At 36.6% G+C, this 20,847-nt stretch carries 17 protein-coding genes and 1 pseudogene; 13 read left to right on the top strand and 5 right to left on the bottom strand.

The features are described 5' to 3' along the window. Position 1: 1 nt before the first annotated feature. Positions 2–298, bottom strand: a complete 297-nt coding sequence (locus tag G5W_RS0119160) for a YtpI family protein (protein ID WP_029191201.1) — start codon at positions 296–298, stop codon at positions 2–4. Positions 299–421: 123 nt separating this feature from the next. Here G5W_RS0119160 and G5W_RS0119155 point away from each other — a divergent pair, with 123 nt between their 5' ends. Beyond that, a complete protein-coding gene (locus G5W_RS0119155; protein WP_010099151.1) occupies positions 422–1,363 on the top strand; it encodes a DHH family phosphoesterase in 942 nt (313 codons plus the stop codon). 76 nt (positions 1,364–1,439) lie between these two features. Here the strand turns inward: G5W_RS0119155 and G5W_RS0119150 are convergent, their stop codons facing one another. From G5W_RS0119150 to ytrH, 3 genes are all read right to left on the bottom strand, one after another. After that, a complete protein-coding gene (locus tag G5W_RS0119150; RefSeq protein ID WP_010099149.1) occupies positions 1,440–1,637 on the bottom strand; it encodes a YtzJ family protein in 198 nt (65 codons plus the stop codon). 177 nt (positions 1,638–1,814) lie between these two features. Beyond that, a complete protein-coding gene (gene ytrI / locus G5W_RS0119145; protein ID WP_010099148.1) occupies positions 1,815–2,321 on the bottom strand; it encodes a sporulation membrane protein YtrI in 507 nt (168 codons plus the stop codon). Further along, the gene (ytrH, locus tag G5W_RS0119140) at positions 2,321–2,653 is read right to left on the bottom strand and encodes a sporulation membrane protein YtrH (RefSeq protein ID WP_010099146.1); all 333 of its coding nucleotides are present in this window, start codon (positions 2,651–2,653) and stop codon (positions 2,321–2,323) included. Before ytrH ends, ytrI begins: the two co-directional genes overlap by 1 nt. Positions 2,654–2,857: 204 nt before the next feature. Here ytrH and dnaE point away from each other — a divergent pair, with 204 nt between their 5' ends. The 8 genes and pseudogenes from dnaE to G5W_RS0119100 all read left to right on the top strand — a co-directional run bounded on the left by dnaE (position 2,858) and on the right by G5W_RS0119100 (position 13,787). After that, positions 2,858–6,211, top strand: a complete 3,354-nt coding sequence (gene dnaE / locus G5W_RS0119135) for a DNA polymerase III subunit alpha (RefSeq protein ID WP_010099145.1) — start codon at positions 2,858–2,860, stop codon at positions 6,209–6,211. Between the two features lie 122 nt (positions 6,212–6,333). Then, a complete protein-coding gene (ystJ, locus tag G5W_RS0119130; RefSeq protein WP_081472504.1) occupies positions 6,334–7,533 on the top strand; it encodes an NADP-dependent malic enzyme in 1,200 nt (399 codons plus the stop codon). Positions 7,534–7,599: 66 nt separating this feature from the next. After that, positions 7,600–8,202 (top strand): FadR/GntR family transcriptional regulator, encoded by a 603-nt coding sequence (locus tag G5W_RS0119125; RefSeq protein WP_033445786.1) that lies wholly within the window; start codon positions 7,600–7,602, stop codon positions 8,200–8,202. 166 nt (positions 8,203–8,368) lie between these two features. Then, positions 8,369–9,232, top strand: coding sequence for an acetyl-CoA carboxylase, carboxyltransferase subunit beta (accD, locus tag G5W_RS0119120; protein ID WP_010099140.1), 864 nt, complete (start codon positions 8,369–8,371; stop codon positions 9,230–9,232). Beyond that, positions 9,229–10,185: an acetyl-CoA carboxylase carboxyl transferase subunit alpha gene (gene accA / locus G5W_RS0119115; RefSeq protein WP_010099139.1), complete on the top strand. Its 957-nt coding sequence runs from the start codon at positions 9,229–9,231 to the stop codon at positions 10,183–10,185. Before accD ends, accA begins: the two co-directional genes overlap by 4 nt. A gap of 305 nt (positions 10,186–10,490) precedes the next feature. Beyond that, positions 10,491–11,449: pseudogene (pfkA, locus tag G5W_RS22580) on the top strand (6-phosphofructokinase). 18 nt (positions 11,450–11,467) lie between these two features. Continuing rightward, positions 11,468–13,228: a pyruvate kinase gene (gene pyk, locus G5W_RS0119105; protein WP_010099136.1), complete on the top strand. Its 1,761-nt coding sequence runs from the start codon at positions 11,468–11,470 to the stop codon at positions 13,226–13,228. A 169-nt stretch (positions 13,229–13,397) separates the two neighbouring features. Further along, a complete protein-coding gene (locus G5W_RS0119100; protein WP_010099134.1) occupies positions 13,398–13,787 on the top strand; it encodes an FxsA family protein in 390 nt (129 codons plus the stop codon). A 2-nt stretch (positions 13,788–13,789) separates the two neighbouring features. Here the strand turns inward: G5W_RS0119100 and ytvI are convergent, their stop codons facing one another. Continuing rightward, positions 13,790–14,896, bottom strand: a complete 1,107-nt coding sequence (gene ytvI / locus G5W_RS0119095) for a sporulation integral membrane protein YtvI (RefSeq protein WP_010099133.1) — start codon at positions 14,894–14,896, stop codon at positions 13,790–13,792. A 292-nt stretch (positions 14,897–15,188) separates the two neighbouring features. Here ytvI and citZ point away from each other — a divergent pair, with 292 nt between their 5' ends. The 4 genes from citZ (at position 15,189) to abc-f (ending at position 20,713) form a co-directional block, all read left to right on the top strand. After that, positions 15,189–16,304: a citrate synthase gene (gene citZ / locus G5W_RS0119090; protein WP_010099132.1), complete on the top strand. Its 1,116-nt coding sequence runs from the start codon at positions 15,189–15,191 to the stop codon at positions 16,302–16,304. Positions 16,305–16,487: 183 nt separating this feature from the next. Continuing rightward, the gene (gene icd / locus G5W_RS0119085; protein WP_010099131.1) at positions 16,488–17,759 is read left to right on the top strand and encodes an NADP-dependent isocitrate dehydrogenase; all 1,272 of its coding nucleotides are present in this window, start codon (positions 16,488–16,490) and stop codon (positions 17,757–17,759) included. Between the two features lie 19 nt (positions 17,760–17,778). After that, positions 17,779–18,717: a malate dehydrogenase gene (gene mdh / locus G5W_RS0119080; RefSeq protein WP_010099130.1), complete on the top strand. Its 939-nt coding sequence runs from the start codon at positions 17,779–17,781 to the stop codon at positions 18,715–18,717. A gap of 520 nt (positions 18,718–19,237) precedes the next feature. After that, positions 19,238–20,713 carry a ribosomal protection-like ABC-F family protein gene (gene abc-f, locus G5W_RS0119075; protein WP_010099128.1) on the top strand — a complete coding sequence of 492 codons (1,476 nt, stop codon included), beginning with the start codon at positions 19,238–19,240 and terminating at the stop codon, positions 20,711–20,713. Positions 20,714–20,847 lie beyond the last annotated feature (134 nt).

Here is a 20,847-nt window from a genome sequence, read left to right as displayed (position 1 = left end):
ACTAGTCAGCTGGATTTAATCGTTTCCATTCATTACGATAATGTTTAGTTTCTTTTAGGCCTCTAATAAGCTGTAGAAAACCAAGGCTGATTAGAACCAACCCAATGAAGAGAGAAATCTGTGTTTGATAGAACACGTATTGGTTAATGGAAAAGGCAACAACAAACAAGCCAAGACAGATTTTAGATTTTGCATTAAAATAACGTTGTGTTAAACCATCCTTTGTTTTTAAAATCGCTACTTTATAATATAGGTACAAAACAATGGATAGGACAATTACCATTGGAAAAATTATCATCATATGTATCTACTCCTAAGATTTTATTCCTACTATAATTCCAATACATATTGTAGCACTATTTTCTAGATTTTAGCTAGTTATTAAGAATTGAAATTACGATGAACAGTAAGGAGAACGATGATGTCTATTCAAGCAATCCAACAAACCATAGAAACATATAATACGATTATTATTCACCGACATGTTCGTCCCGACCCGGATGCACTAGGTTCTCAAGCGGGTTTAGGAGAAATGATTAAAGCATCCTACCCAGATAAGTTGGTTTATGTCGTAGGAGAAGACGATCCTTCTTTGACTTTTTTAGTAGAGATGGATAAGATTGAGGACTCTACATTTAAAGATGCCTTAATTATTATTTGTGATACCGCTAATACAGGACGTATTGACGATGAACGTTATAAGTTAGGTTCCAAAATTATTAAGATTGATCATCACCCAGATGTGGATCAATATGGCGATATTAGCTGGGTTGATACATCCGCTAGTTCAACGAGTGAGATGATATATGAGTTTTTTTTACAAGCAGATGGATTAGTAATGAATGATGAAGCGGCGAGATTATTATATGGAGGAATTGTTGGTGACACCGGAAGATTTCTATTTCCAAGTACAACAAAAAAGACCCTTCAGTACGCAGCAGAATTGGTCACATATAATTTTGACAGAACAGAACTATATGATGGTATATATAATGTTAAAGACAATATTGCTAGGATGCGCGGCTATATATTACAAAACTTTACATTAGATAAAAATGGTCTTAGTGTCATGAAGCTAACGAAAGATATCTTACAACAATTTAATGTAGGGGTATTGGAAACTGGTCAGTTAGTAGGAACACTAGGTGAAATTGAAGGAATTCTAGCCTGGGTTTTCTTCATTGAAGAAGATGATCAGATACGCGTACGCTTACGATCTAAAGGACCAATTATCAATGAAGTAGCCGCAAAGTATAATGGTGGTGGACATCCACTAGCCTCAGGTGCTTCTGTATATTCATGGCAAGAGGCAGAACAAGTCGTAAACGATTTGAAATTCGTACTTTCTGAGTACCGAAAATAATTGAACTGGTGGGTTCTTTCTATGTAATCCATCTACAAAAAAATAGTGCTGATTTCGTTCGAGAAATCAGCACTTATTAACTGCTTTTACTTTTGGTCACTGGAATAAACCAGCATCCAGATGAGGTTTCATCATAATATACGTCAAGTCCATATTTTTCGATATCACGTTTGATTAAGCGAATTAACTCTTTTGACTCTGCATAAGCAGTACGACCGCTTTGTAGCTGTTTAATTTTACGATCACGCACACGTCTTTCATTCATAATTAACATGAGAACCTTCTCCTTTCTCAAAATGAATGGAAATTCACCTATATCCTTAATATTACGCTAAATGCAAAAAATTCCTACCTATTTTTTACGGATTCGTAAATTGTTCACATATTGCTTTAAAAAAACTCACCCTTAACTATATGAAGATGAAAGGGTGAGGGTGAATGTCCTTGAATATTAATTTGAAATTTTGGCTATCACTACAATTCGTACTGTCGGTGCAACGAGAATTAATCGTTCAATATCAAAGCTATAGGTGAAATCATCCACCACATATGTTTTATTTTCAATAGAGGAAAAAATTAAGGAATCACTATCTGCAATAGATTTAATGTCTTTTCCAATAATATCCTTGATCTGCTCTTTTACTAATCCTTCTAATTGTGTTTGGAGTAAAGAATCGATATTTAAATCCTTAGCATTTAGAATTTGTAGTTGGATTCCTTCGATTGTAATCGGTTGTCTTGATTTTTCATCCAGACTTTCATTATCTTTCATCAACACCTCTATTCTGCTATTTGCATCCGTAAGATCATTTTGCAATTCACTGTTTTCTTTTATTAAACGTTCATACATCGTACCGTACATAAATAAAACAACCCAATAGGATATAAGACCACCGAAAAACACACCGACCAAAAAACGCTGCCAACCAGGTTTTTTATGATATCTAGGAACATGCATCAAGTAATCTCCTCCTGAATAAGCCAGCTAATGATAATCATTGCAGCTTTTGCTCCACCCATTGCAGATAGAATTAATAGTCCCTGTTTCAAGACTTCTACAGAGGGTCCATCTAGGAATCCCTTTTGAAGATTTTCGATAGCGTCAAATGTCCCTCCAATAGCGGCGACAATACCCCAAATACCAAGCTTTCTTGCGATTCGATTCATTGCAGTGAATGGTGCTTCTCCGGTTGCAAATGCCCCAATTCCACCAATTAGCGCGCCACCTAAAATTACTCCTAATGCTATAAAGAAGCATTGTATAAATTGTGCAAAAAAGCGTTCTTCCATAGTAGTAACCCCTTAATCATCGAAAGTTGTGAATTGAAATAGTTAAAGCCGGTTTACCCTTATCATATTTAGAGCGAAATCCCTTTGGGAAAGAAGTATTGCTTTGTTCATTGTATGATGGGAATGGACTAGTTATGTTTGTTGATATACAGAAGAGATTGAAATTGGCTATAATAGGTATAGAGAAAGTTGAGGCGGGATAGTATGTCATTTACACATTTACAAATTAAAACGGGCTATAGCTTTTTTAACAGTACGATTACAGTTGATAAATTAATAGAGCAGGCCCGAAAGCTAAAATTCGATGCTTTAAGTATCACAGACGAAAATGTGTTACATGGAGTTATACCGTTTTATAAGGCTTGTTTAGCTAACGGCATTAAACCAATTATAGGAATGACCATTAATATAATTTTAGAGGATAGTTCTATTGAGAAAATAATTGTACTGGCGAGGGATAATATCGGTTATAAAAATCTTATAAGATTGAGTACCGATATCGCACGTGGACAAAAAAATGGAATAGAGAAAGATATACTCTCCAATTATACAAACCATGTTATATTAATACTCCCAATTCATACACATAAATTGGAGCAGATTATTTTAAAATCCGCATACGAAGAATTGCACCTTTATTTATCAGAGTATCGATCTCTAGTTGGAAGTGATGATTTTTATCTTGGAGTAGCCAATTATGGAGCTGAGCATGATGGGTTTCTTATACGAGAGGTAAGGGCTTATCATGAAGTGTATCGGACTAAGGTTGTTGCACTTAATGAAGTCTGTTACATACAGGAAAAAGACGCGAATGCTTTTGAATGCTTGCAGGCAATGAAACTAGGACATGAATGGTCTGCAAAGAATCGAACGCCGATCCATAAGAATCGGCATCTACGAACGAGTATTGAAATGAAACAATTATTTGGGGAATGGCCTGAAGTTCTCCAAAACACGCAGGAGATTAAAGCAAAATGTAATGTGAGTTTTGATTTTAATAAACGTATGATTCCTGCATATCCTGTACCGGACGGGCTATCAGCACATGAGTATTTGGAGAAACTATGTTGGGACAAGATTACGGAACGCTATTCGGTGATGACAGAAAAAATTTCAACACGACTGCGTCGGGAACTCTCCATCATACAAGATATGAAATTCAGTGACTATTTTCTAATTGTTTGGGATTTCATTCACTTCGCCAAAGAACAAAATATTATGGTTGGACCAGGTCGTGGTTCCTCAGCTGGTTCTCTAGTTGCGTATTCACTAGGCATTACAGATGTCGATCCAATGAAATATGACTTGCTTTTTGAACGTTTTCTAAATCCAGAACGAGTCTCGATGCCGGATATTGATATTGATTTTTCTGATGTGAGAAGAGATGAAGTCATTTCATATGTTCGTGAAAAATATGGGGAAGGTCATGTTGCGCAAATTATAACCTTTGGAACGTTTGCTGCTCGTTCATTAATTCGTGAACTTGGTAAAACCATGAATATTAATCAACAGGATATTTACTTTATCTTGAAACAAATACCAAATCAATCAGGAACCTTACGAAGTATCTTTAACTCCTCAAGTGAATTAACAAATTATGTGCAACAATCCGAGAGCCTGATTGAACTATTTAGAGTGGCAAATATTCTAGAAGGTTTACCGAGACATACTTCCACCCATGCGGCAGGAGTTGTCATTAGCGAGGAACAACTTAAGGAACATGTTCCGTTAACAATCGGCACCTCGGAAACAGCTCTTACACAGTATCCGATGGCAGATTTAGAGTCTTTGGGACTCTTAAAGATAGATTTTCTGGGATTGCGGAACCTTACTCTAATAGAAAAAATCGTCCAATCCATTCGATATAATGAGCGAAAAGATTTTGATCTATCACAAATTCCTGAACAGGATACGGAGACATTTAATCTTTTGAAACAGGGAAACACAAACGGAGTTTTTCAATTAGAGTCTGACGGGATGAAACAAGTTTTAACGCGTTTGATGCCGAATAGTTTTGAGGACATAGTTGCCGTAAATGCATTATATCGACCAGGACCGATGGACTTTATTCCAACCTATATAGATAGAAAACATGGTAGAAAAAAAACAACCTATCCACACCCGGATTTAGAGCCAATTTTAAAAAATACCTATGGAGTTCTAATCTATCAAGAACAAATTATGCAAATCGCTCACCGAATTGCTGGCTTTTCACTCGGTCAAGCAGATGTTTTAAGAAGGGCTGTTAGTAAAAAGAAACAAGAGGTTTTGCAACAACAGCGTGAGGCATTTATAGCCGGATGCTTGAAAAACGGTTATGAAAGGGAAATAGGGGAAGAGATTTTTGCTTGGATAGTAAAATTCGCCAACTATGGATTTCCAAAGAGCCATGCTGTTGCATACAGTAAAATATCCTATCAACTAGCCTATTTAAAAGCTCATTTTCCAAAACAATTCTATGCTGAGTTGTTGACGTCAATTGGGGGACAACATGATAAGATTCAACTGTATATAAAAGAGATGAAAACGCTTGGTATTGAGATTGGCATACCTTCCATAAATAGGAGCTATGGAAGATTTACTGCAGAAAAGGATTGTATCCGGATTGGTTTGCAATCCATTAAAGGTGTTGGAAATCAAGCAGTCCAAGAAATTATTCGAGCAAGAAAGCAGTCTCCATTTAAAAATCTATATGATTTTTGTCTACGGGTAACACCAAAGTTGGTGAATAGAGCAACAACAGAATCATTAATTTTGGCAGGCGCATTTGATGAAATCAATACTAATCGAGCAAGCTTACTAGCATCCATAGATCAGGCAATGGAGTCTGGTGAACTTTTTAGGGAATTCACGGATCAATCGAATCTGTTTGGAGAACAACTAGAGCTTGAACCAACTTATGTTGAGATTGAGGATTTTAGCCAAATCAAGAAATTATCCGATGAAAAGGAATTATTGGGGATATATGTCTCTAGTCACCCTTTAATAGAATATAGAGAAAATTTACGTGGTAATGGTTTTGTTTCTCTTCAGCATTCTCAGCTGCTAGTCAATAAAAAGATTTTACGGAGTGCGGTCATCATCCAAGGGATAAGAACAATCCGTACCAAACGTGGTGAACCAATGGCATTTTTGATGGTAAGTGATGAAACGGATGATATGGAAGCTGTTGTGTTTCCCGAGCTATACCGAAACTCAAGTCGTTATATAAAAGAAGAGATGCTAGTGGATATTACTGGGAAAGTTGAGAGTCGAAATGGTAAAAAGCAGTGGATACTATCTTCTATCGAACCATTTAATCCAGAAAACATAAAAACATCGACAAATTCGAGGGTGTTTATTAAAACTACAGAGCAAACTAGTAAGGAAGCATTACCGATAATAAGGGAGATTGCGGTTCAAAATCCAGGTACGACACCAATTATTGTCTATCATGCAGTCCAGAAAAAGACCTATCAATTAGCTAAGGAATACTTCATTGAGGTTAACAAAGCTAGCTTAAAGGCATTAGGTGATTTTTTTGGAGAATCGAATGTCGTATTTGAAAAATCTCATTAAACCGAAACTTTACAGAGTACATCATTTTGTTATAATGGAATAGTTAAGTGGTCAGACCACTTTGACTGCTAACGGCAAAAAGGAGCGAAATAGAAGTGAATTTAAGAGACGAAGCATTGCATATGCATAAAGTGAATAAAGGGAAGCTAGAAACGGTGGCTAAGGTACCAGTTAGAAACGCTAGGGACCTGAGTTTAGCATACTCACCAGGTGTAGCAGAACCGTGTAAAGAAATTCATGACCGGAAGGAAACGGTTTATGATTATACCATGAAAGGTAATATGGTTGCGGTAGTCAGTGATGGATCTGCGGTTTTAGGTCTAGGGAATATAGGTCCCGAGGCAGCACTGCCTGTAATGGAAGGGAAAGCTGTTTTGTTTAAAACTTTTGCCGGAGTAGATTCTTTTCCTATTTGTTTAGATACTCATAATGTCGATGAAATCGTTCAAACGGTTAAACTTATGGAACCAACATTTGGTGGGGTGAATTTAGAGGATATCGCTGCCCCTAATTGTTTTATTATTGAAGAACGTTTGAAAAAAGAAACCAATATTCCAATATTCCATGATGATCAACATGGAACAGCAATTGTTACAGTTGCTGGGTTAATTAATGCATTAAAAATAGTTGGTAAATCTTTTTCAGAGATAAAAGTAGTAGCTAATGGTGCCGGTGCTGCTGGAATAGCAATTATTAAATTGCTCTATCATTTCGGAGTGCGGGATATGATTATGTGCGATTCTCGTGGCGCAATTTTTGAGGGGCGTTCATACGGCATGAATGATATCAAAGACACTGTTGCAAAATTTACTAATCTTGATAAAAAAGAAGGTACTTTGGAAGAAATGATTGAAGGGGCAGACGTCTTTATCGGTGTATCTGTAGGTGGAGCATTAACGGAAGATATGGTTATGAAGATGAATACTGATCCTATTATTTTTGCTATGGCAAACCCAGATCCTGAGATATTACCAGAAGCAGCAAAAAAAGCAGGAGCAAAAGTAATTGGTACAGGAAGATCTGATTTCCCTAATCAGGTAAATAATGTACTTGCTTTCCCTGGTATTTTCCGCGGTGCTTTAGATGTTCGTGCAACTCGTATTAATGAGAAAATGAAGGTTGCAGCGGCAGAGGCAATTGCTTCTTTAATTACGGAAGAAGAGTTAACAGATGATTACGTAATTCCCGCTCCTTTTGATCCAAGGGTAGCTCCGTTAGTAGCATCTGAAGTAGCGAAAGCGGCAATGGAATCCGGTGTTGCGCGTATTCAAGTCGATCCAGAAGAGGTTGCTGAAAAAACAAGGAAATTAGCGAAGATATAGCAATAGCAGTATACAATTTATTCATGGGTTAGATGACATGAAGAAGGAGTGAATCATGGCGTGTCCATGTCACCGAAGCAAAAAGTATACCAGGGTGTACTAGAGGAAATTAGGAACTATATTGAATCGGAAGATCTGAGACCAGGAGACAAACTCCCGTCGGAGAGGGAGTTATCGGACAAGCTACAGGCAGGAAGGTCCTCTGTTCGAGAAGCCCTTAGAGCTATGGAATTAATTGGGGTAGTTGAGACAAGACATGGGGGAGGAACTTTTTTAAGTAAATATAGACCATACCAAACAGTAAAATTACTTTCCACGTTTATATTAAATCAGTCTACTGAAAGTGAACTGGTAATGGTGAAGTATTTATTGGAAAAAGAAGTAGCAAAGCTCGTTTCCCATTCTATCGATGAGTCGAAGATAGAACAATTACAAGAAATAGTCAATCAACCGGAAATCAGTATGAAAGAAAAGCATTACCAATTCTTTAGTTTTTTATTTGAGCTAACTGATAATCAGCTTTTTAGTAGAATTTGGGGATTAATTGATGATTATTCCAAGCAATTTACCGTTCAATATTCAGAGGTTTTTTATCAAAAATTAATTCAATTGTTAAGCTTACAAGATAACAAATCCATAGAGGATTTATTTGAGAAAGAAATGTACTGATATTTTTATTTTATATTTTTTATATTTTTTATATTCCTTCGACGGTTAACGACACATTTTTTGATAGACTTGCTGTATAGTAATAAAATCAGGTCCTAGTTTAGCATGATATAGATGCAAAGAAACTAGTTTATAACGGGGAAAGTTAATGAAAGGGGGGCTATGCTTGTCAATTAAAGGTCTATTTAATAAAAAGAAGAAATATGCTTCTATTCCCAATGAAGAGTCAAAGGTAGACATTCCTGAAGGTTTAATGAAGAAATGTGATAATTGCTATAAAATTTTCTATCGTAAGGAAATGAACAAAAATCTAAATGTATGTCCAAACTGTGGGCATCATCATCAATTAAACTCTTGGGAAAGAATTACTAGCTTATTCGATGAGAACACCTTCATAGAATGGGACAAGAACATGACAACATCCAATCCTCTTGGATTTCCGGAATATGAGGATAAGCTTGAAAAAGACCGTACTAAAACTGGTTTAAATGAAGCTGTTGTTACTGGTAAAGGAATGATTGATGGGCAAGATACAGCATTTGCTGTAATGGATGCTAGATTCAGAATGGGAAGTATGGGTTCTGTAGTTGGTGAAAAGATTGCTAGAGCAATCGAAAATGCTAGAGAGGAATCTTTACCATTTATCATCTTTACGGCATCAGGTGGTGCCAGAATGCAAGAAGGGGTATTGAGTTTGATGCAAATGTCAAAAACCTCTGTGGCGATAAGTCGCTTCTCTAAAGATGGAGGATTGATGATTTCTGTCATGACTCATCCTACTACTGGTGGTGTATCTGCTAGTTTTGCTTCACTAGGTGACTATAACTTTGCTGAACCAGGAGCATTAATAGGGTTTGCAGGAAGAAGAATTATTGAGCAAACCATTCGTGAAAAATTACCAGAAGACTTTCAAACGGCAGAGTTTTTATTAAAACATGGTCAGCTTGATCAAGTTATACATCGTCATCAACTTAAAGATACATTAGGAAAACTGTTGAAGATGCATGCGAAGGAGGGTACTCCTAAATGAAGCAAATACTAGAGTTTGAAAAACCAATTGTCCATTTAAAGGAAAAAATCGCTGAGTTGAAAAAGCTTACGAGTGAGAGCGATATTGACCTATCCGAAGAAATAGCGACAATGGAGAGGCGTCTAGCAAAACTTGAAGACGATATCTATGGTAACTTGAAGCCCTGGCAGCGAGTGCAAATGGCCCGACACCAAGATCGACCAACAACATTAGATTATATAGCAGAATTGTTTACTGATTTTATTGAATTTCATGGAGATCGTTACTATGGGGATGATGAGGCCATAGTTACGGGTATCGCTTATTATAAAGAGCTACCCGTAACCGTTATAGGACATCAAAGAGGGAAAGACACGAAAGAAAATATACGTAGAAACTTTGGTATGCCTCATCCAGAAGGTTATCGAAAAGCGTTAAGACATATGAAACAAGCGGAAAAGTTCAACAGACCTATTATATGCTTCATTGATACAAAAGGAGCATACCCAGGCAAAGCAGCAGAAGAAAGAGGCCAAAGTGAAGCGATTGCTCGGAATCTCATGGAGATGGCTGGTCTCACTGTTCCAATCATCTGTGTAGTAATAGGTGAGGGTGGTAGTGGTGGTGCCCTCGCTCTAGGTGTAGGTGATCGTATTCATATGCTGGAAAACTCTACTTATTCGGTAATTTCTCCTGAGGGAGCCGCATCTATTTTATGGAAAGATGCCTCACTTGCCCAAAAAGCAGCTGAGTCCATGAAAATAACGTCCTATGATTTGCAGGAACTTGGCATAGTTGACGATATTATACCAGAGCCAAAAGGCGGCGCTCACCGGGATGTGAAACAACAGGCAATATTTATTGATCGTGTCATTCATAAATCGCTTGATGAACTTATAAATTTATCTGTTGATGTATTATTAGAGCGAAGATGGGAAAAATATAAACAAATTGGTGAATATCAGGAACATTAGAAAAGGCTGTCTCATAATGGGAGTTCCCCAATATGAGACGACCTTTTTTATTGTTGTCGAAGAGTATAACCTTTTTGCAGCTGTGTTCTACTTATTGGATCTAGTGGAAACAATAAGTAGAACACATTCAGTTAAACAGGTCTTTTTCAGTGTTTTTAATTGATATTTTGGGCTTTTAGGCTTATCTTTATTGAAGAGAATAACTCAACTTAAACAGCTTTTTCTTAAGTAACCACGCTTAAACGTAGTAAATGAAAATATCAAGTACATACTACTAATGAAAATGTAAATAGAGGTGGAGTAAAATGAAAAGACTTGGAGTTTTAACAAGTGGTGGAGATGCACCAGGAATGAATGCAGCAATTCGTGCAGTAGTTCGTAAGTGTATTTATCATGATGTTGAAATATATGGTATTAAAAATGGCTATCAAGGTCTAATCGAAGGAAATATTGAGAAGATGGATGTTGGTTCAGTAGGAGACATTATTCAACGTGGTGGAACTAAGCTTTATACTGCAAGAAGTGAGGAATTTAAGACAGAAGCTGGTAGACAAAAAGGGATTGAGCAGTTAAAAAGTTTGGTATTGAAGGTTTAATTGTAATTGGTGGTGACGGTAGTTTCCGTGGTGCCCAAAAGCTTACAGAAAAAGGATTTCCTTGTATTGGTGTCCCTGGTACGATTGATAATGATATAGCGGGTACAGACTTTACAATTGGCTTTGACACAGCTTTAAATACGATTATTGAAGCAATTGATAAAATCCGTGATACGGCTACATCACATGAACGTACGTATGTTGTAGAGGTTATGGGAAGAGACGCTGGTGACCTTGCGTTATGGGCTGGATTAGCTGATGGAGCAGAAAGTATTCTTATTCCTGAAAAAACGGACAGCATTGAGGATGTTATATCGAGATTACAACGCGGCGTTGAACGCGGCAAAAAACATAGTATTATTATCGTAGCAGAAGGTGTTGGAAGTGCAATGGAATTTAGCGAGAAAATCCAAAATGCTACGAATCTAGAAACACGTGTTACAGTACTAGGACATATCCAACGTGGTGGATCGCCAACTGCTAATGACCGTGTATTGGCTAGTCGCTTAGGTGCAAAAGCAGTGGAATTGCTTCTAGCAGGAAAAGCTGGTCGAATGGTTGGGATTCAAAATAACAAACTAGTGGACCATGATATTGCTGACATTTTAAATCAAAAACACGTTATTGATGAGGAAATGTATCAATTATCAAAAGAATTATCGATTTAATTTAGGAGGATATTTAACATGAGAAAAACAAAAATCGTTTGTACTATCGGCCCGGCTTCTGAAGCGGTTGAAACATTAGAAAAATTAATTGAGGCTGGAATGAATGTTGCTCGCTTAAACTTCTCACATGGAGATTTTGAGGAACATGGTGCACGCATTAAAAATATTCGAAAAGCATCTGAAAAAACTGGTAAGACAGTTGCTATTCTTTTAGATACAAAAGGACCAGAAATTCGTACTGGTATTTTTAAGGATGGTCAGGCTGAACTAGTTCAAGGAAATACCGTATATATTTCAATGAACGAAGTGGAAGGTACAAGTGAACGCTTCTCTATTACATACCCTGGTCTGATCGAAGATGTTCATGTTGGATCTCGAATTTTATTGGATGACGGTCTTATTGAATTAGAAGTAGTCGGTATCGATCAAGAAAAGAAAGAGTTAAAGACAGTTGCTTTAAACTCAGGACTTATAAAAAATAAAAAAGGTGTAAACGTTCCGAATGTCTCAGTAAACTTACCAGGTATCACAGAGAAGGATGCAAAGGATATCGAATTTGGTATTGAACAAGGAATTGATTTTATTGCTGCTTCCTTCGTACGCAGACCATCTGATATCTTAGAAATTAGAGAATTACTTGAGAAACATGATGCGGAACATATTCATATCATTCCTAAGATTGAAAACCAAGAAGGTGTTGACAATATTGATAGCATCTTAGAAATTAGTGATGGTTTGATGGTTGCACGTGGGGATTTAGGTGTTGAGATCCCTGCTGAAGATGTACCACTAGTTCAGAAAATGTTAATTCGAAAATGTAATACTGCAGGTAAGCCAGTTATTACAGCTACACAAATGTTGGATTCGATGCAAAGAAATCCTAGACCAACAAGAGCAGAAGCTTCTGACGTTGCTAATGCTATATTTGATGGTACAGATGCTATCATGCTTTCAGGAGAAACGGCTGCAGGGAACTACCCTGTAGAATCTGTGCAGACGATGAATAATATTGCAGTAAAAGCAGAAACAGCGTTGGATCATAAAGCAATTCTAAAAAATCGTAGCCAGTCCGTGGATATGACGATAACAGATGCAATTAGCCAATCTGTAACACATACAGCTACAAATCTTTCCGTTAGTGCTATCATTACACCAACAGAAAGTGGACATACGGCCCGTATGATTTCGAAGTATAGACCAATGGCACCGATTGTAGCCGTTACTTATAATGATCGAGTTAATCGTCAATTATCATTAGTCTGGGGAGTGCACGCTATAACAGGTCAAAAAGCAGGTTCTACGGATGAAATGTTAGATGTCGCTATTGAACTTGGCTTAGAATCAAAATTACTTAAGCGTGGTGACCGCGTAGTTATAACAGCTGGTGTACCAGTTGGAGAAACAGGTACTACAAATCTAATGAAAGTTCATATCATTGGTGATGTTATTGCTAAAGGTCAAGGCATTGGTAAGAAAAGCGCATATGGAAGAGCGGTAGTAGTGAAGAACGCAGAAGAAGCAATAAGTAAAGTTAAAGATGGTGACATCATTGTAACGTACGGAACTGATCGTGACATGATGACTGCAATTGAAAAGTCAGCAGGTATTGTAACTCGTGAGGGCGGGTTAACTTCGCACGCTGCTGTGGTTGGTTTAAGTTTAGGTATACCTGTAATTGTAGGCGTTGATAATGCTTTTGAATTAATCAAAGATGGCGAAGATATTACAATTGACGGTACGAAAGGTGATATTTACAAAGGTCATGCTGGAGTACTATAATTCGTAAAGAAGGGATTTTTTGTCCCTTCTTTTTTTGTAAGGATTTTTTGTGCCATAATAACTAATGCCATTCAAATGTTAGTTTTTCTTATAATGCTTTATATTATTGCTTCTAGGTTGATGTATTCAAATCAACAATCTAAATATACACGCAGAAAGGAAGATATGTATGAGAGGCTTATTCATTGCATTTTTAATACTTTCAGCTGCTGAAATTGGTGTAATAGTGTGGGCAGGGGGAATTATTGGTCCATGGTGGGTTGCGCTCTTAATTCTATTTACTGGATTTTTAGGCGTTGCGATTGCCAAAAAAGAAGGAGTTGAAACATGGCAACGTGCACAACGTTTATTACAAAGTGGCCAAGTTCCAACTCAAGAAATACTAGATGGAATCAGTATACTGATAGGTGGGATTTTGTTATTCTCACCAGGTTTTATAACAGACATCACTGGATTTTTTCTAGTGCTCCCATTTACTAGAAAGTTCCTAAGGTATTTTATCCTGATTGGGATAAAGAAATTAATAGACCATAATAAGATTATTTATAGAAGGTGGTAGAATTAACCTTTTATAAAATGGTACAATTTTTTGATTATTTCAGACTGGAAAAGTACATAAACTAGAATCAGAATACCAGGTGCAAATAAAACCCCTGCGATACCCCCAAATCTGAATGGTAACAATAAAATGATTAAACTGATCAATGGATTAATGCCAATGCTAGCTGATAAAATTTTCGGTTCGATTAATTGTCGTACAATAACGACGGACATATATAATATACTTAATCCGATTGTTAAGGAATAATTTCCAGTAATAAACGTATATAGTATCCATGGAAAGAAGATAAGACCTGTTCCAAAAACTGGTAAAAAATCTACGAGTGCAACTAGCGCTGAAATCGTAAGTGCATGTTCTATTCCTAATATTAATAGTCCAATAAAAATAATACCAGCTGATATGAATATCAAGATAAATTGAGCCTTAATATATCCTGAAAATGCCTTTTTGATACCTTTTTGAATCTCATGGATAAAACGTTGAACATTCTCAGGAAGGATGGCTTTAAATTTATCTGTAAGATTTGGCCAGTCGTTTACCATCATGAAAGTTGCTAGCACGATAAATATGACTATTGTTATCGAACCAGGAAACATTCCAACTACTTCGGGAAGTTGAATGATAGTGGATTGGATGAAGCTAGTTCCACTATTGGCCAAATTCTCAAGAAAGTTTTTTACGTTTTCCTGAATAGTTTCTTGATGTGAAGGATCTAGAGATTGGAAATAAGATGTAATGGATTGATAGAACGGAAGGATATGCTCATTAAAAATACCTTCCATTAGTCGTATGAATGAATAGTAATAGTGTGGGAGCTTGTCCATTAAAATACCAGTACCTCGAATGATCTCACTAATCAAAATAAAAAGGATACCGAAAAATACGAGAAATATAGCTATTATTACCATGAAAGTAGCGAATGTTCTCGGGACTTTCCATTTTTCCACAACGTACGTCACAGCAGGATTGAGAAGAGCAGCCAGAAGAAAAGCAATCAGAAATGGATAGATATATCCAATGGTATATTTAATAAGTAAAAATAAGATTACTGATAAAAACAGCAATAGAAGTACTCTAATAGTTGGATGAAGTAATTGCTTGTACATATGAATAACCCCATTTATTAAAAATCTCTCTATAAACTATATGTAATCCTAAGAAAGATTATTAATGTTCAGGATATATTAGTTGGCGAAATGGAGTTGATTCTAAAATAGTCCATTTAAATATAAAAATTATGGAAATTAAACGGTTTCATTTCACATTATCTTAAGAATACTTTATAATTAGTTTGGGGATGACAATATCCGATTAAATCACTTGGTAATTGTCGAAATTATTTTAACATTATTATATGCTTAATGTTAGAACATTATAGAAAAAGGAGAGGGTTTCACTATGACAGCAACGAAAGGTCTTGAAGGGGTAGTGGCTACACAGTCATCAATTAGTTCTATCATTGACGATCAACTAACATATGTTGGCTATCGAATTGATGATTTAGCAGAGAATTCAAGTTTCGAAGAAGTAGTATTTCTATTATGGAATCTAAGATTACCAAATAAATTAGAATTAGATGCCTTTAAGAAAGAGCTGGCAGAAAATATGGAAGTTCCTGAAGCGGTCATTGATCAATTACGTAGCTATGATCTGTCTAAGGTACATCCAATGGCGGCATTAAGAACCTCTATTTCTCTATTAGGACTATACGATGAAGAACAAGATATCATGGAGGAAGAAGCAAATAGACGGAAAGCTATTCGTCTTCAAGCTAAGATATCTACTATTGTTGCAGCATTCTCGCGTATTAGACAAGGGAAAGAACCTGTTAAACCTCTTAAAGATGTAAGTTATGCAGAAAACTTCTTATACATGTTAAACGGTAAAAAGCCAACTGAAATTGAAATTGAAGCTATTGACAAAGCATTAATATTACATGCGGACCATGAGCTAAACGCTTCTACTTTTACAGCTAGAGTTTGTGTGGCAACGTTATCAGATATCTATTCAGGTATTACTGCTGCAATAGGTGCACTAAAGGGGCCACTTCATGGTGGTGCAAATGAGCGTGTCATGAAGATGCTTAGTGAAATTGGTACAGAAGACAATGCACTTCCATATGTAAAGGAAAAATTAGCAAACAAAGAGAAAATTATGGGTATGGGGCATCGCGTGTATCGTAATGGGGACCCAAGAGCAAAACATCTGAAGAAAATGTCTCAAGAGTTAACGACTCTTACTGGTCAAGAAAAATGGTACAATATGTCCGTACAAATTGAAGATTATATTAAAAATGAAAAAGGTCTACCTGCAAACGTTGATTTCTATTCTGCTTCTGTTTATCATAGTTTAGGTATCGATCATGACTTATTTACCCCTATTTTTGCAATGAGTCGTGTTTCTGGATGGATTGCTCACATTCTTGAGCAATATGCAAATAATAGATTAATTCGTCCGCGTGCAGATTATGTAGGACCTAACACACAAGAATACGTAATGTTAGAGAATCGCTAAACGTAATTGTTTTACTAGATTAATAGCCGGACGACCGGCTATTAATCGATATTAGAAGGATGTAAGATTTTAGCTAAGAAGTAGAAATTTAAGAATTAGGGAAAGCCAAACTTTAGCAAACGCTTTGAATAAGCGAATGCGAGTTTAAATCATAAGCTACAAGAATCTAGGAGGAATTTTGTTATGACACAAGGTGAAAAAATCGTTGTTGAGAATGGTAAAATGAATGTTCCGAACAACCCAATCATTCCATTTATCGAAGGGGATGGAACAGGTCCAGATATTTGGGCAGCTGCTAGTCGTGTGTTAGAAGCAGCAGTTGAAAAAGCATATAATGGCACTAAAAAAATTGAATGGCTAGAAGTATATGCTGGTCAAAAAGCGTTTGATAAAACCGGTGAATGGTTACCACAAGATACACTAGACAAAATTGATGAATATAAAATCGCAATCAAAGGACCTCTTACAACTCCAATTGGTGGGGGAATTCGTTCTCTAAACGTAGCTTTACGTCAAGAACTTGATCTATTCACTTGTCTGCGTCCAGTTCGTTACTTTGAAGGAGTTCCTTCTCCAGTAAAACGTCCAGAAGATGTAGATATGGTTATTTTCCGTGAAAATACGGAGGATATTTATGCTGGTATTGAATGGCAAAAAGGTTCTGATGAAGTGAAAAAGGTGATTGAATTCCTTAAAAATGAAATGGGAGTACATAAGATTCGCTTCCCAGAAACTTCTGGTATTGGAATTAAGCCGGTATCTGAAGAGGGTACAAAACGACTTGTTCGCTCAGCTATCGAATATGCAATTAATGAAAACCGTAAGAGTGTTACACTAGTTCATAAAGGGAATATCATGAAATTTACAGAAGGTGCTTTCAAAGGTTGGGGATATGAAGTTGCTGAGGAAGAATTTGGTGATAAAGTATTCACTTGGGCACAATATGATCGTATTGCTGAGACAGACGGTAAGGATGCAGCAAATAAAGCTCAAGATGAAGCTATTTCATCTGGAAAAATCATCGTAAAAGATGCTATCGCTGATATTTTCTTACAACAAATTCTAACACGCCCTAATGAGTTCGATGTTGTTGCGACGATGAACTTAAATGGAGATTATATCTCTGATGCATTAGCTGCACAAGTTGGTGGAATTGGTATTGCGCCAGGTGCGAATATCAACTATAATACTGGGCATGCTATTTTTGAAGCTACACATGGTACAGCACCTAAATATGCTGGCTTAGATAAAGTTAATCCATCATCTGTCATTCTTTCTGGTGTATTAATGCTTGAGCACCTTGGATGGAGAGAAGCAGGAGATTTAATTACAAAAGCAATGGATAAAACAATTGCTTCTAAGGTTGTCACATATGACTTCGCACGTCTAATGGATGGCGCAACTGAAGTGAAGTGTTCTGAGTTTGCTGATGAGCTAATTAAGAATATGGATTAATTTTCAGGGGGGCATACAAATGGGAAACACTCGTAAAAAAATATCCGTTATTGGATCTGGGTTTACAGGAGCAACAACAGCTTTTATGATTGCTCAAAAAGAACTTGGAGATGTTGTGTTGGTGGATATTCCAAATATGGAAAACTCCACAAAAGGTAAGGCGTTAGATATGCTTGAGTCCAGCCCGGTACAAGGATTTGATGCAACTATTCTAGGTACAGCTAACTATGAAGATACGAAAGATTCGGACCTAGTTATTATTACTGCAGGTATCGCTAGAAAGCCTGGGATGAGTCGAGATGACCTTGTTAACACGAATGCCAAGATTATGAAGGCAGTTGCAAAAGAAGTTGTTACATATTCTCCTAATTCAATAATATTAGTTTTGACTAATCCTGTTGATGCCATGACATATACGGTATTTAAAGAATCTGGATTCCCGAAAGAACGTGTTATTGGTCAATCGGGGGTATTAGATACGGCGCGTTTCTGTACATTTGTAGCCCAAGAATTAAACTTATCTGTAAAGGATATCACTGGTTTTGTGTTAGGTGGCCATGGAGATGACATGGTTCCTCTCATCCGTTATTCCTATGCAGGTGGTATACCTTTAGAAAAGTTAATACCTAAGGAACGACTAGATGCTATTGTTCAACGAACACGCACAGGTGGAGGAGAAATCGTTAACTTATTAGGAAACGGTAGTGCATACTATGCACCTGCTGCATCATTAACTGTGATGGCAGAAGCTATTTTAAAAGACCAACGCCGTGTGATACCTGCCATATCGTATCTAGATGGTGAATATGGATACTATGATATTTACCTCGGCGTACCAACTATTTTAGGTGGTAAAGGTATTGAACAAATTATTGAACTTGATTTAACAGAAGAAGAAAAAGCAGCATTAGACAAGTCTGCAGAATCTGTAAAGAGTGTGTTAAAAGTACTAGAATAAACTTTAAGAGCTCCATCTACACGTGTAGTTGGAGCTTTTATCTTTGCTCGTTAAGTCCTAGCAAATTAAGTTAGTATAATACCTCTTGACTGCAATTGCTTCATAGGTTAACATAAATGTAACTAATATGTTAGGAGGGGTGTTAATCGTGAGACTTCGTTTCCCTACTTTAAACGAGTAATTGCATACGTTTAAAGTCTCTGTCTGTGAGACAGGATTATGGGAATAGTCTGTTCACTTTTAACAATCTACACTGCCTATATCGGATGTTGTAAAAGGAAGACGTGATTATTGGTGTCTTCTTTTTTTGTGTAGAGAAAACTATTTGCTATTCGAATCCATTCTGATCAAACTTTGGATAATTGATTATTCCCCAATCCACCCTTACAGACAGTAATTGAGTCTTAAGGGGAGGTTGCAATGATGATGCTACTATTTTATTGATACTGGCTGGAATTTCAAATCCAAGCTAGTATCGATCCTGGCTATCGATACGGAGATATAATTCGGGAGGTAGCAAATGGGAAAAGTAATAATGGAACTAAAAGAAATAAACATCGGTTTTGAAGGTAGAGATATCTTAAATATTGATTACTTAACGGTAACGCAATTCGATAGGATAGGGATTGTAGGCAAGAATGGTGTGGGAAAAAGTACGTTACTAAAGTTATTGTCGGGTATTATTCAGCCTGAACGCGGGACCTGTAAACAATATATCCAACCAGCATACTTTGAGCAATTAACTCCACCCTCTACCCATTTAGAAGCTGATGGTGAAATTTTATCTAGAATTGGTGTATCTTCACTAAAGAAAGAACAACACAAACTTAGTGGGGGCGAAGAAACAAAACTCAAACTTGTACAGATTTTTTCGCGATTTCATGAGGCTATATTGCTGGATGAACCAACGACGCATTTAGATCAAACTGGGAAGGATTTTTTAATAGAGCAACTTGACTATTTTTATGGGGCTCTCATCCTAGTCAGTCATGACAGAGACTTGTTAGATAGATTGGTTTCTGAGATTTGGGAAATTGCAGATGGGAAAGTAACGGTTTATAAAGGCAATTATTCAGATTACCAACAAGCTAAGCAACTGGAAATTCAACAACATATAGATGCATATGAGGCGTTTTCTAAGGAGCGTTCACGACTTGAAAGAGCAGCCCAGGTTAAAATGGAGAAAGCGGATCGGTTATTTCGAAATGGGGGTAAATTTAAACAAAAAGCAAAGGAAAAACCTAGCCGGTTAGGAAAGACAAAATCCAAGGCAACAAGTCAGAAGAGTTTACATCGTGCTTCAAAATCAATTGAGAACCGAATATCAAAGCTTTCAGAGGTGGAAATGTATAAGAAAGAACAGCCAATTGTCTTCCAACAATCTAAAGCAGTCGAACTTCATAATCGATATCCAATTATGGCTGACAGATTAACCATACGTTTACAGGATACAATACTCTTAGAGGATGTGAGCTTCCAAATTCCATTAGGAGCAAAAGTAGTAATCACAGGTCCGAATGGTTCTGGAAAGAGTACCTTACTACGATATTTATTATCACAACAGTCAGGTATTACGGTATCACCCAAAGCTAAAATAGGATACTTTGAACAATTGAGTTACCGCCTTATCACAGAAGAAAGTGTACTCTCCTTTCTGAAAAATAGAACAACACATGAGGAAGGATTTTTAAGGACGGTATTGTCTAAGATGCACTTTACAGGTTCCGACCTTCAAAAAAAGGTAAATGTATTAAGCGGTGGAGAAGTTATTCGATTACAACTATGTTATTTATTCTTAGGAGAATATAATATTCTCTTATTAGATGAACCAACGAATTTTCTTGATGTCCAAACGATGGAGGCATTAGAGGAATTTATCCTCGGATATAATGGAACAATACTGTTGGTAACGCATGATGCTACAATGGTCGATCGTATAGCAGATGTTCATTTTCAGCTTAATCCAATGTCTCGTTCCATATCAAAGTTGAAGTAATTCCATTTTCTTTTACTAAGCATTTTTGATGATATAAACTTGTAATTATTGTAAAGATTTATTTACAATGTCTTTCTATTATTTAATTTATGGGCAATTCATTGTAAGATTATGATAGGTAACCTAACTAGTAG

This window comes from Ornithinibacillus scapharcae TW25 (assembly GCF_000190475.1).
Classification (GTDB): domain Bacteria; phylum Bacillota; class Bacilli; order Bacillales; family Amphibacillaceae; genus Ornithinibacillus; species Ornithinibacillus scapharcae.
The sequence above is the reverse complement of the archived record's forward strand: the minus strand, read 5'-3'. Positions and strand labels throughout refer to the sequence as shown.